Source organism: Caulobacter henricii, from assembly GCF_001414055.1.
Lineage (GTDB): Bacteria > Pseudomonadota > Alphaproteobacteria > Caulobacterales > Caulobacteraceae > Caulobacter > Caulobacter henricii.
Window position 1 is genome coordinate 44453 of sequence record NZ_CP013003.1, and the last position, 12232, is coordinate 56684.

General features: G+C 64.6%; 12 protein-coding genes. All 12 read left to right on the forward strand.

Annotated elements, in window-relative coordinates:
* Window positions 1-7: 7 nt before the first annotated feature.
* Genes AQ619_RS18335 through AQ619_RS18390 form a run of 12 tightly spaced genes read left to right on the forward strand, consistent with a single transcriptional unit; the run spans window position 8 to window position 12232 of the window.
* Entirely contained in the window at window positions 8-343 is a 336-nt protein-coding gene (locus AQ619_RS18335; RefSeq protein WP_062151974.1) for a VirB3 family type IV secretion system protein, read from the forward strand.
* Window positions 336-2741 carry a VirB4 family type IV secretion/conjugal transfer ATPase gene (locus tag AQ619_RS18340; RefSeq protein WP_062151985.1) on the forward strand — a complete coding sequence of 802 codons (2406 nt, stop codon included), beginning with the start codon at window positions 336-338 and terminating at the stop codon, window positions 2739-2741. The genes AQ619_RS18335 and AQ619_RS18340 overlap by 8 nt, the downstream gene beginning before the upstream one ends.
* Window positions 2738-3481: a P-type DNA transfer protein VirB5 gene (gene virB5 / locus AQ619_RS18345; RefSeq protein WP_062151986.1), complete on the forward strand. Its 744-nt coding sequence runs from the start codon at window positions 2738-2740 to the stop codon at window positions 3479-3481. Before AQ619_RS18340 ends, virB5 begins: the two co-directional genes overlap by 4 nt.
* Window positions 3481-3711: an EexN family lipoprotein gene (locus AQ619_RS18350; RefSeq protein ID WP_062151989.1), complete on the forward strand. Its 231-nt coding sequence runs from the start codon at window positions 3481-3483 to the stop codon at window positions 3709-3711. Before virB5 ends, AQ619_RS18350 begins: the two co-directional genes overlap by 1 nt.
* A gap of 15 nt (window positions 3712-3726) precedes the next feature.
* Entirely contained in the window at window positions 3727-4677 is a 951-nt protein-coding gene (locus tag AQ619_RS18355) for a TrbL/VirB6 family protein (RefSeq protein ID WP_062151990.1), read from the forward strand.
* A gap of 25 nt (window positions 4678-4702) precedes the next feature.
* Window positions 4703-5044 carry a hypothetical protein gene (locus AQ619_RS18360; RefSeq protein WP_062151992.1) on the forward strand — a complete coding sequence of 114 codons (342 nt, stop codon included), beginning with the start codon at window positions 4703-4705 and terminating at the stop codon, window positions 5042-5044.
* On the forward strand, window positions 5041-5721 hold the full coding sequence (locus tag AQ619_RS18365) for a VirB8 family type IV secretion system protein (RefSeq protein WP_062151995.1): 681 nt from the start codon (window positions 5041-5043) through the stop codon (window positions 5719-5721). The genes AQ619_RS18360 and AQ619_RS18365 overlap by 4 nt, the downstream gene beginning before the upstream one ends.
* Window positions 5718-6569 carry a TrbG/VirB9 family P-type conjugative transfer protein gene (locus AQ619_RS18370; protein ID WP_062151998.1) on the forward strand — a complete coding sequence of 284 codons (852 nt, stop codon included), beginning with the start codon at window positions 5718-5720 and terminating at the stop codon, window positions 6567-6569. The genes AQ619_RS18365 and AQ619_RS18370 overlap by 4 nt, the downstream gene beginning before the upstream one ends.
* Before the next feature lie 2 nt (window positions 6570-6571).
* Complete coding sequence (gene virB10 / locus AQ619_RS18375; protein ID WP_236849583.1) at window positions 6572-7804, forward strand: type IV secretion system protein VirB10; 1233 nt, start codon at window positions 6572-6574, stop codon at window positions 7802-7804.
* Entirely contained in the window at window positions 7804-8808 is a 1005-nt protein-coding gene (virB11, locus tag AQ619_RS18380) for a P-type DNA transfer ATPase VirB11 (RefSeq protein WP_062152125.1), read from the forward strand. The genes virB10 and virB11 overlap by 1 nt, the downstream gene beginning before the upstream one ends.
* Window positions 8774-10723 (forward strand): type IV secretory system conjugative DNA transfer family protein, encoded by a 1950-nt coding sequence (locus AQ619_RS18385; RefSeq protein ID WP_062152005.1) that lies wholly within the window; start codon window positions 8774-8776, stop codon window positions 10721-10723. The genes virB11 and AQ619_RS18385 overlap by 35 nt, the downstream gene beginning before the upstream one ends.
* Window positions 10724-10741: 18 nt before the next feature.
* Complete coding sequence (locus AQ619_RS18390) at window positions 10742-12232, forward strand: LPD7 domain-containing protein (RefSeq protein WP_062152008.1); 1491 nt, start codon at window positions 10742-10744, stop codon at window positions 12230-12232.

Sequence of the window (12232 nt, forward strand, 5' to 3'; positions counted from 1 at the left end):
CACGCTCATGCAGGACGAACACATCACAGAAGACACGCTGTTCCTGGCCTGCACGCGGCCGGCGATGGTGCTGGGCGTACCGGTCGAAGCCATGGCGCTCAATGTTATGCTGAGCGGCACGATCTTCTTGGCCGCCAACAATCTGGCTTACCTGTCGGTGGGCGTCGCGCTGCACTTTCTGTTCCGCGCCGTGGTCAAGCACGACCACAACGCCTTTCGTGTCCTTCTCATGTGGCTCGAAACCAAGGGCCGGGCCCGAAATCGCGCCTGGTGGGGCGGCAGTTCGCACTCGCCCCTTCCTGTCGTGCGCCACTACTCCGGCAAGGATTTCCCCAATGGCTAGCGGCGTTGCAAAGCAAGCAGGTCCCGCGTCGATCGCTGGCCCGATGGTCTTGAGGCGCGAGCCTCAGCCCGGCGCCAATCTACCCTATGCGCGCCACGTCTCCGACCATGTGGTCGCGCTCGACAACCGCGCGCTGATGGTCTGCTTCAAGCTCGACGGAGCCTCGTTCGAAACCGCCGACGTGCGCGATTTGAACGACTGGCACGCCAAGTTGAACAACGCCTGGCGCAACATCGCCGACGAGCGGCTGGCCATCTGGCACCACGTCGTGCGGCATGAAGATCGAGGCTATCCCGAGGGCCAGTTCGCCTCCGACTTCGCCCGGGATCTCGACGCCGCCTATCGCGCACGCGTGGGTGCAACCCGGCTCTTCACCAATGACCTCTACATCACCCTGACCCTTCATCCGGGGCGAGATGTCGGCGACAGACTGGGCGCCTTCCTCCACCGGCTGAGCGCGGGAAGCAAAGCTGGGCTCGAGGTCGATGAAGACGCGATCCGTCTGCTGGAGGACAAGGCTCGCGATCTCCTTCAGTACCTTGGCCGATACGGTGTCCGGCTCCTGGGCCTCTACGACCATAACGGTCTGGCCTTCTCTGAGCCGATGGAACTGTTGCACCTGGTGCTCACCGGCCGACGCCAACGCATCCCGCTGGTGCGCGGACACCTCGGCGCGGCAATCTACACCGCGCGGGTGATCTTCGGGCGCGAGGCGCTCGAAATCAGAGAACCGGGCGACGAAAAATACGCAGGGATCTTCGGCGTCAAAGAGTACCCCGCGACCACCCGGCCTGGCCTGTGGGACGGGCTGCTTCGCTCGCCCTATCCTTTCGTCGCCACCCAGTCGTTCGCGTTCCTATCCAAGGCGTCTGCACGCGCCGTCATGGAGCGAAAGCAGAACCTTTTGATCCGCTCCAACGACCGGGCCGCCTCTCAGGTGCAAGGTCTCGATGACGCGATCGACGACTTGGTGAGCAATCGCTTCGTCATGGGCGAGCACCAGTTCTCGCTCCTCGTCTATGGCGAGACGACCAAGGCTCTGGCCGACAACATGTCGGCCGCACGCGCGACACTGGCGGATTCAGGCTTGGTGGTCGCCCGCGAGGACCTTGCGCTTGAAGCGGCGTTTTGGTCGCAATTCCCAGGCAATTTCGCCAAACGTTGCCGGCCGGCTGCGATCAACTCGCGCAACTTCGCCGCCCTGGCCCCCTTCCACACCTACCCATCGGGCCAGGCTGCGGGAAACCATTGGGGCCCTGCCGTCGCGCTTCTCAGGACGTCGGCCAAGTCGCCGTTTTACTTCAATTTCCACGTCGGCGACTTGGGCCACACCTTCATCTGCGGCCCATCGGGCTCGGGCAAGACGGTCGTTCAAAACTTCATGCTCGCCCAGCTGGAGAAGTTCGACGTGCAGCGGGTCTTCATCGACAAAGACCGGGGCGCTGAGATCTTCGTGCGGGCTTCGGGCGGCACCTACTTGACGCTGAAAAACGGCGCGCCAACCGGCTTTGCCCCGTTTCGCGCCTTGGAGTTCACACCGCGAAACGTCGTTTTCCTCACCCAGCTCGTGCGTAAACTGGTGACGCCTGCTGATCGGGCTTTGACGGTCCAGGAAGAGCGCCTGATCAGCGACGGCGTCGCCTCGCTCGAACCCCTCGCCCCCAACCAGCGGTCCCTTACCGCATTGCGTCAGCTCCTTGGTCAGCGAGACGCCGAAGGCATCGGCGCCAGGCTTGAACGCTGGACGCGTGCGGGACCGCTTGGCTGGGTGCTCGACGGCGACGCCGACCAGGTCGGGCTCGACGCGAAATTGCTCGGCTTCGACATGACCGACTTCCTCGACAACGCCGAGGTCCGCACGCCGGTCATGATGTATCTGATCCATCGACTAGAAAGCCTAGTCGATGGGCGACGCTTGGTCGTCGATATCGACGAGTTCTGGAAGGCTCTGGGCGACGAGGCTTTCAGAAACCTCGCCCAGGACGGCCTGAAAACCTACCGCAAGAAGAACGCCTTCATGGTGTTCGGCACGCAAAGTCCGGCCGACGTGCTCCGCTCTGAGATCGCCCACACCATCCTCGAGCAATGTCCGACGAAGATCTTCCTGCCCAATCCCTACGGCCAGGCGCGGGACTACGTGGACGGCTTTGGCCTCACCAACGAGGAGTTCCGGCTGATCCGCGAGGAGCTCTCGCCCGAGTCCCGCCGGTTCCTCGTCAAGCAAGGCCACAACTCGGTTGTCGTCGAGCTAAACCTCGACGGTCTGGACGACGCCCTTTCGATCCTCTCTGGCCGAACCGAGACCGTCGAGCTGCTCGACAGGATCCGCGCGACGCACGGTGACGATCCAGCCGACTGGAGCCCAGCCTTTCAACAAGAACGACGGAGATCCCGATGAGAACGCGCTTTCTTCTACCCTTCGTCTTGGCTGCCGCGACGATCGCAGCGCCGGCCAGCGCTCAGATGGTCGTGACCGACCCCGGCGCTTACACGCGGATGCTTTCGCAGTTGAATCAGGCTCGCGCCCAACTCGCCGAGTTGCAGACACAAGTCCGCCAGGGCGCGGAGATGGTCGATCAGGGCAAGCGCCTCTACGCCGGAATGACCGGGCTGACTAACGTCAACAGCTTGGGCGGCGTGCTGAACAACCCGGCGCTTCGCCGCTATCTGCCCGCTGAGGTTCAGGACACTGGAAAGCTCCTGAACGGAACGCTCACCGACATGGGCTCGATCGGATCGCGGGCGACCTCGATCCGCGACGCCAATCGACTGTTCACGCCGGCCACTGAGGGGTTGTCGCTCGCCCAACGCTATTACCAGGACGCCCTCGTCAAATCGGGCGATCGGGCGGCTCGCGACGTGGCCCTGGGTGAGAGCGCCTACAAGGCCGCTGGCCAACGCCAGGCGGGCCTGGATCAACTGCGCTTGGCGCTGAACACCGCGTCCACGCCGAAGGAGGTGATGGACCTGCAGGCCCGCATCGCTGCCGAACAGGCGATGATCAACAACGACCAGATGCAACTCCAAGGCCTAGCAATGATGCAGGACGCCGAGAAGCGCATGGCGGATCAGCGCGAGCGGGAAGCAAGAGCCGCGCAGTATCAGCAGACAATGGCCGACTACAAAGGAGGCTTCTGATGCGGAAGCTTGCCATCCTGACCGCAACGGTCGCCTCCACCGTTTTGGCAGGCTGTCAGCCTGCGCCGCGGTCCGTGTCGTACTTCGACGCAAACCCCTCCGAGCGGTCGACCGTGCTGTCGAATTGCCAGACCGGAAGCCATCGAGGAACTGAATGCAAGAACGCTCAAGCCTCCACGGAAAAGGCTAGCAAGCTCAAGACCATGAACGACTACCGGCGCGGCTTCTAGGGCGAGGACGCAGACATGCCGGCACAGATATTCGGACCGTCCTACGACTACGTCGATACCCGGCTTGAGGCTGTGTTGCACGACGGTCTGAGCAACGTAATCGCCCACGTTGCCGGCCCGCTTCGCATCGCCCTCGTCCTCTATGTGGTGCTTTATGGCTGGGCCATCATCCGAGGTTCGATCACCGAACCGATTATGGACGGCGTGATCAGGCTCGTGAAGCTCTGCTTCATCTACACCATTGCAACGACAGTGACTTACAACGCCTTCGTCACAACCCCGCTCTTTATAGACCTGCCCAATTGGTTGGCCGAGGCGATCAGCGGCAGTCCTACCCCCGGGATTGGTGGTGCGTTCGACGGCTTCTTCAATCGCGGGGGATACCTCGCGACCAAGATTTTCTCGACAGCTTCGATGACCGATCCAGGCCCGTATGTAACCGGCGGCGCAGTGTGGATCGTCACCGCCCTCACCGCCGCGCTAGGCTTTGGTATCGTCATGCTTGCCAAGCTTGCTTTGGCGATCTTGGTCGCGCTTGGCCCGATTTTCATCGCCCTTCTTGTGTTCGAACAATCCCGTCAGTTCTTCTACGGCTGGTTAAAGCAGGGCGTGAACTACCTCGTCCTGTTCGCTCTGATCATCACCGTGTTTCAGCTCATCCTCGGCTTGGTCGAAGGCCAGTGGGCGAACATCGACGGCCAGGCGGATCCCACTGCCGGCGGCCTCTTGTTCATCGCGCTGTCTGCGTTGGGCATGATCTTCTTTCTGCAGACCCCAAATATTGCAGCCGGCATCGCCGGCGGCGCAGCCGCAGGCATCGGTGATTTCGCCAACGCCGCGCGCGCCATGACCTCTGGCCAGCCCGCTAAATCCGTTCCCACCGGCAACGGCGGGAACGGACGCGGCGGCGGCTCGGTCGCTCCATCCTCATCCGGCTCGTCCCGCAACGGCCATCCGCGCCGGTAGCCCCGCGTCATCTGGAGATCCGCGAATGCTTCGTCCAATCATCCTGACGGCGTGCCTGATCGCTCTCAGCTCCCACTCGGCCGCTTTGGCAGGCAAGCCCAAGTCCTGCAGCGGACATAACCGCCGGCCGGCCAATCCCAACGGATCGGTCCTGCCGGGAACGACGGTCGCCGCGGTCACGGCTCCAATCGCCGCGCCGCCGACACCCGGGCCAGATGGTCGCCCGGCCCGTGTCCCGGCGCCAGGCACCGTCGTTCCGTCGATTTCCGGGACCTCGGTCCCGGCTCCCGCCAGGAAGGACAAGGCCAAGAAGATCTCGGCCCTCGCGCCCGGCCAGTACCCCAGCTGCCTGGAGGCCCTGGGATGACGGGCGTGGCCGCACATGACCTCAAAGCCTATTTCGACGAAGCGCGTCGCTGGGATCAGGACCGGCTGAAGTCGGCGGAACGGTCCAAGCGCGTGGCCTGGACGGTGGCCATCCTGGCGACCACCGTGGCGATCGCCTCCTCGATAGCTGTAGCGGCGCTCGCGCCCTTGAAGTCCGTCGAGCCCTACGTCGTTCGCGTGAACCAGACAACCGGCTCGGTGGACGTCATGACCGGCCTGACGGGCGAACGGGGCGTCACCTATAACGAAGCGATCAGCAAATCCTTCCTCGCCCAGTACGTCCGGGCTCGTGAGGGCTACCTCCCCCCGGCCGCGCAAGAAAACTTCCAGTTCGTCACGATCCTCTCGACCCCGGAAGAACAACAGCGCTGGGCCGACCTCTATCGATCGACCAACCTCCAGAGCCCGCAGGTCGTCGTTGGCGCTGATGGCTCGGCCACGGTCTTGATCCGCAACATCACCTTCATCAACGACAAGGTCGCCAACGTCAGGTTCTCCAAGACGGTCCGTCTCGGCCAAGAGGTCAAGACCACCGACTGGATCGCCACCCTGACCTTTGCCTACACCAAGGCGCCGATGCTTGAGTCAGACCGTATCCGCAATCCGCTCGGGTTCCAGGTCGACAGCTATCGCGCCGACCCGGAGATTTCCCAATGAGGTCGTGTCTGCTCGCCGCCTGCGCCGGCGTCGCCTTCTTGTCCTTCGCTGGGGCCGCTGCGGCGGTCGAGGTCCCCAAGGCGGGACAGTCAGATCCTCGGGTCAAATGGGTCAACTACGACCCCTGGCAGGTCTATCGCGTCATCGGCACCTTCCGAACCGCCACCCAGATCGTCTTCGACTCGCGCGAGGAAATCCAGCACGTAGCCTTGGGCGATACGGTGTCGTGGGAGGTCGCGGCAGAGACCAACATCCTCTTCGTCAAACCGCGCGAAAAGGGCATGCCGACCAATTTGATCGTCACGACCCGTCGCGGCTCGGAACTTCGCAACTACACCTTCGAACTGGGGATCCGTTCGGGCCCGATCACCGCCACCTCGCCCGACACCTATTTTCAAGTCAGGTTCAAATATCCCGACGACGAGCGCGCGGCCCTGGTCAGGACCATCGTTGGCCAAGCCGCCGCCATCGAGGGCGCTCGCGCTGGCCTGATGCTGGACCACGCTGTCGTCGAGGGCCCCCGAAACCTCAACTACACGGTCCAAGGCTCCTCACGGATTCAGCCGTCTGAAGTCTCCGACAACGGCCAGTTCACTGTGCTGCGTTTCCCGGCCAACCAGGAGCTTCCCAGCTTCTTCATGACCTTGCCGGACGGATCCGAGAGCCAGGTGCCGTTCGATGTCCGCGACGAGTTCGTGGTTTTGCACACCGTCGCCACCAAGCTGGTCCTGCGCCGGGGCCGCGAGGTGCTCTGCATCTTTAACGAGGCCGTCACGCCCTACGGCGTCACCCACGGCACGGGCACGGCCTCCTCCAACGTCGATCGCACCATTCGCACGGGTCAATGACGATGACTGATCACCACGACACCAGCACCGGTTCCACCGCGGCTGATGCGCAAGCCGCATCGCCCGCCGACCCGTTCGCAGGGCGACGGGCGGCCGCGGAACACAGCGCCGCACCTCGCTCGACCGATCAAGGCGGCGGCGTCCCGGGCGAACGGGGGATCTCGCCCGTCGCCGGCCGCATGAACACTCCACAAGCCAAGATCGCCGGGATCGCTGGCATGGTCGGCGTGGCGGCCTTGTTGATCGGGGTCACCTGGGATCGAGGCGACGCCAAGCCGACAAAGCCCAAGGACCCGGCCCGGCAAACGGTTCGCTATGATCAGGTCGCCCCGACCGATCCCGCTCCGCTCCCCCCCGCACCGACACTCACCGCCGGCTCTATCGATCCGGCGACTGGCCAACCCCTCGCGCCTGGACAGGTCGTGCCCGCGCCCGTCGCCGGAGCAGGCGGCTCCGCCTCCAGCGCATCGGCCCCTCGCGAAAGCTTGTCGGACCTCACCCGCCGCGCCCCGCTGGTCGCCTTCAGCCATAGCGGTTCGCCGCCGGCCGGTGGCGGCGCTGGTGGGGCTGAAGCCATCCTCGCCAGCGCGCAGGGCGCGCCCGCCCGGCAGGCGACCGAACTTGAAAACCTGCGACGTGGCTCGGCGATTGCCACGGCGCGCGCCACAGTGCTGGGCGATCGCAACTACTTGATCCTGGCTGGCACGCAGATCCCCTGTGTCCTGCAAACGGCGATGGACTCCTCGTTGCCAGGCTACACCACCTGCATCGTCCCGCGCGATGTGCTCTCCGACAACGGCCGAGTGGTCCTGTTGGAAAAGGGCACCAAGGTCTTGGGCGAGTATCGCGGCGGGATGCAGCGCGGACAGCGCCGGCTCTTCATCCTATGGACCCGGGCCGTCACGCCACGCGGGATCGCCATCGATCTGGCTTCGCCGGGCGCGGACGCCCTGGGACGCAGCGGCTTTGGTGGCGACGTTGATAATCGCTTCTTTGAGCGTTTTGGCGCGGCGTTGTTACTGTCTCTGGTCGACGACGGCGTCTATGCCGCCACGGCCGGCAGCGGCCGCAACTATCAAGGCACCGCCCGTGTGCCCTCAGAGGTCGCCAACACAGCGCTGGAGGGCTCAATCAACATCCCACCCATCCTGCGCAAGAACCAGGGCGAGGACGTCGGGATCATGGTCGCTCAGGACTTCGACTTCTCTGACGTCTACGGCGTGAAGGCGCGATGATCGCCGACAGCTCGGTCCTGCTGCACTACATGCAGCCGCTGCAGCGTCTTCTCGAACCCGCCGACGTCACCGAGCTGGTGATAAATCGGCCGGGAGAAGTGGGCGTCGAGGGCGCCAAGGGGTGGTCGTGGTTCGAGGTTCCCGAGCTGACCTCGACCTGGTTGGCCACCCTGTCCAACGCGGCGGCTGCCTTTTCACGTCAGGACGTCAACGCCGAGACCCCGATCTGCTCGACGGTCCTGCCGCAAGGCGAGCGCTGCCAAATCGTGCTGCCGCCGGCCGTCCCCGAGGGCACGGTGTCGATCACCATCCGCAAGCCCTCCACGGTGACCTTCGGCATGGACGACTTCACCGCGTCGGGCCTCTTCGAGGAGACCACGTTGACCTCGGACGCCCTGGGCGATGACGAACAAGAGCTGCTTCGCCTGCGCGACAAACGCCTTTGGCCGGCCTTCTTTGACCTAGCGGTCCGATCCCGCAAAAACATCCTGATCAGCGGCGCCACGGGCTCGGGCAAAACGACCTTCAGCAAAGGCCTGGTTCGGCTGATCCCCGACCACGAGCGGCTTTTGACGATCGAGGATACCCGCGAGCTGACGGTTCCCCATCGCAACGTCGTCCACCTGACCTACTCCAAGGACCAACAGGGCCTGGCCAAGATCGGGCCCAAGCACTTGTTGGAAAGCGCGCTGCGCATGCGGCCCGACCGGATCCTGCTTCAAGAGCTGCGCGACGGCACGGCCTTCTTCTACCTGCGCAACGTCAACTCAGGCCATCCCGGCTCGATCACCACCGTCCACGCCGACTCCGCTGCCTTGGCCTTCGAACAGCTGACCCTGCTGGTCAAGGAATCCGAAGGTGGCCGCGATCTTTCCCGCGATGACATCCGTGGCCTTCTCCACCTGCTGGTCGATGTCGTCGTCCAGATGCGCAAGGTGGACGGCCGTTTCCGAATGACGGAGCTCTATTATGACCCGGTTCGCAAGCGCCACGCCGGCCGGTAAGGCCGCCATCCTAGTCGCCTCGGCGCTCCTGCTGCTGGTGCTGTGGGCTGTGCTCACCACGCTGGGGACCCTGATCGGACTTGGACGCCTTGGCGCGAACGTCGATTTCGCGGCCGTGCCTGGCTGGCTCTGGGTCTATCGCGGCCATCCCCAGGTCCAGCTCTGGTTCAAGGTCTCAGCCTTGGGATCTGGATTGCTCATCTTGATCATCGCGGCGATGGCGGGCTCGCGCATCCGCCGGCCGCTGCATGGCTCGGCGCGCTGGGCCAATGAGGGCGAAATCCGGCGCGAGGGCCTGCGCGCCAAGCAAGGGATCATCCTTGGGCGCAAGGGCGCTGGATACCTGGTCTTCGGCGGAAATGAGCACGTGATGCTCTATGCGCCGACCCGCACCGGCAAGGGTGTCGGCGTGGTGATTCCAAACCTTCTGAACTGGACCGACAGCGTCGTCGTGCTGGATATCAAGAAGGAGAATTGGGACGCGACGGCCGGCTTTCGCGCCAAGCATGGTCAGCAGGTCCTGATGTTCGATCCGCTCGATCCGGAGGGCCGCACGGCCCGTTATAACCCTCTGGCCTACATCGACCGCGCGAGCGCGATCGACACCTTGGACGAGCTGCAAAAGCTCGCCACCATGCTCTTTCCCACGCCGGATAAAGGCGATCCCTTCTGGTCGGAGGCCGCGCGGACAGGCTTTGTCGGGGTCGGGGCCTATGTCGCCGAGAGCCCGCAACTGCCGTTCACGATTGGTGAGATCTACCGGCAGCTCACCAACGGCAATCCCAAGGTCAAGTTCCCCGCCCTGATCGAGGCCCGCGCCGGCGGCATGGAGGCTCTGTCGCCCGGGGCGGTTAACGCGCTCAACGACTTTTGCTCCGCGTCCGACAACACGTTCGCATCCATCAAGCAGACGATCACCTCGCGCATGAACCTGTGGCTCAATCCGCGGGTCGATGCAGCGACCAGCGCCAGCGACTTTGACCTTCGTGATCTGCGATCCAAGCCGATCTCGATCTATCTAGGTGTCACGCCCGACAATATGGCCCGGGTCGCTCCCCTCTATAATCTCTTCTTCCAGCAACTGGTGGACCTCAACACGCGCGAGTTGCCGGGCGGCGGACGCCACCCCATCCAGGTCCTGGTCCTTCTCGACGAGTTCGCCCGGATCGGGCACGCCTCGGTGATCGCCAAGGGGTTCTCATACGTCGCCGGCTACGGCCTTCGCCTGTTGCCCGTCCTCCAAAGTCCTTCTCAGCTGCGCGCCGAATACGGTCCCGACGTCGCCGACGAGATCATGACCAACTGCGGTGTCGAGGTCGTCTTCACGCCCAAGGAACTGAAGGTCGCCCAGGATCTCTCCGAGCGCCTCGGCTACTACACGTTCGAGGGACGCTCCAACTCGCGCCCGACCTATCTGGGCGGGGGCAAGCGCACGACGACAGAGAGCGATCAGCGCCGGGCGCTGATGCTTCCCCAGGAGCTGATCCAGATGAGCAAGGACACGCTCATCATCATGCGCGGTGGCATCGCGCCCATTCGGGCCTCCAAGATCTATTTCTTCAAGAACGCCGACTTCACCAAGCGCCTGTTGCCGCCTCCGCCGATCACGCCCTTGGCGTCGGCTGGGCCTGCCGGACAGCCACCCGCAAATGCGGACGATCGCCTGGACGCCATCACCGCCGACCTGGCGGCCCTCAGCCAAACCGTCAATGAGATCCACGCGCGCGTGGTCGAGCGTCCCCTGACCGTGAGCGAAGCCGCCGGCGACACCGATCTGGACCTGGGCGCGATCTCGCTGGAGCTGGACGCCATCGACATGGACGACCTTCCGGCCGGCGCCACCGAGGCGGAATCCGAAGACTGGATCAACCGCTACATCAACGCGGGGCTCTTGGAAGAAGCGGTCGAACGCTAACGCGCAAAGGAGGCCGCCATGGCCGATAACATCGACACCCCTGCCGACGCTCTCGTGACCGCGATCACGCCGCCGCCAAGCCCTGCGCCCGCCGAGAGGGCGAGCCCGGCGGGACCCGAGATGGAAAACACCATCTCACCGGCCGCTGCGTTGGACTTATCGTTGCCTGTCGAGCGGGCCAGCGACTACGCCACCGAGCCAGAGGATATCGCCTATGAGCGCTCGATCGACGAGGCCGAGCGCATTGGCATCGCTTTGGCCGAGGCCCGGCTGCGGCGTGAAGACGAGACAGAGCGCCCCCTGACCGCCGAGCCCGTGCTTCAAAACAGCAAGGCCCAAGCCCCAGAGCCTGACAAGGCCGCCCCATCCCCTCCCCCGTCCGAAGCCACCGCCAAACCGGCGCCGGCTAACGATGACGGACCTCACCGTTTCTCGGTCGAGCGCGGCGACGTCCCCGACGCTGTCGGGCGCCGCTATCTGACCGAAGAGCCACAGTTCGCGCCCGAGGTCCGGTTCTTCACCGACGCCACGGGCAAGGAGGCCGCGTTCCGCGACACAGGCGACAAGCTCCTGGCGCGCCAGACGAACGCGGAGGTGATCAAGGACTTGGTCGCCATCGCTGAGCATCGCGGCTGGACCGCCATCGACGTTCGCGGCGAAGACGCCTTCCGGCGGGAGGTGTGGATGCAGGCTCGCAGCGAAGGCTTGGAGGTGCGTGGCTACAAGCCAACTGAGCGGGATCTCCAGGAGCTAGATGGCCGCCTGTCGGCCCGGGACACCAATTCAGTGGCCCCGGCGCGCGACAGAGCGCCCCAAGATCCTGATGCAGCCGGCCCGACCGGCGGCAGCGGCGCGCCGTCCCCCCCGCCAATGCCCGTCCAGGAACGGCTGGATTACGATAAGGGCGTCACGGGTAAGTTGCTTGAGAGTGGCCAGGCGCCATACCGTCATCGCTCTGGTCAAGAACTGACGCCGTTCGTTCGGGTGGAACTGGCGAGCGGACGGCAGGTGGAAGTTTGGGGCGTCGGTTTGCCGACGGCCTTGGAGAAGTCCGGCGCCGCGACCGGCGAGGAGATCACACTGCGGCGAGACGGCGTCGAGCGGGTCATTCGGACCTTGGAGGTTCGCGACAAGGTCTCAGGCGAGCTTTCACTTCAGCAGCGAGAAGTGCCCCGCAACAAGTGGTCCATCGACGCTCATCGGTTTCGCGCCGCTAGCCCCGGCCAAGCGGCCAAGGACCCTGAACTCAACGCGGCCCAAAGCCGGCTCGCGGTCGTGACGGCGATCGTCAAGGACCGTCATGCCGACCCAACCGTGCAGGACCGATTGATCGCCGGCGCAAAGGAAAAGATTGCTGACCATATCGAGCGCGGCGCGCGCTTTGAAACCGCCAAAGTGCGAGAGCCGCGCGGGCGTTCGGCGGACCAGCCCGATACGGACCGGATGCCGCCGCCGACCGCGCAGCCATCGCCTTCCAAATCTGGGCCCGAACGAACGAGGGGACGGTAG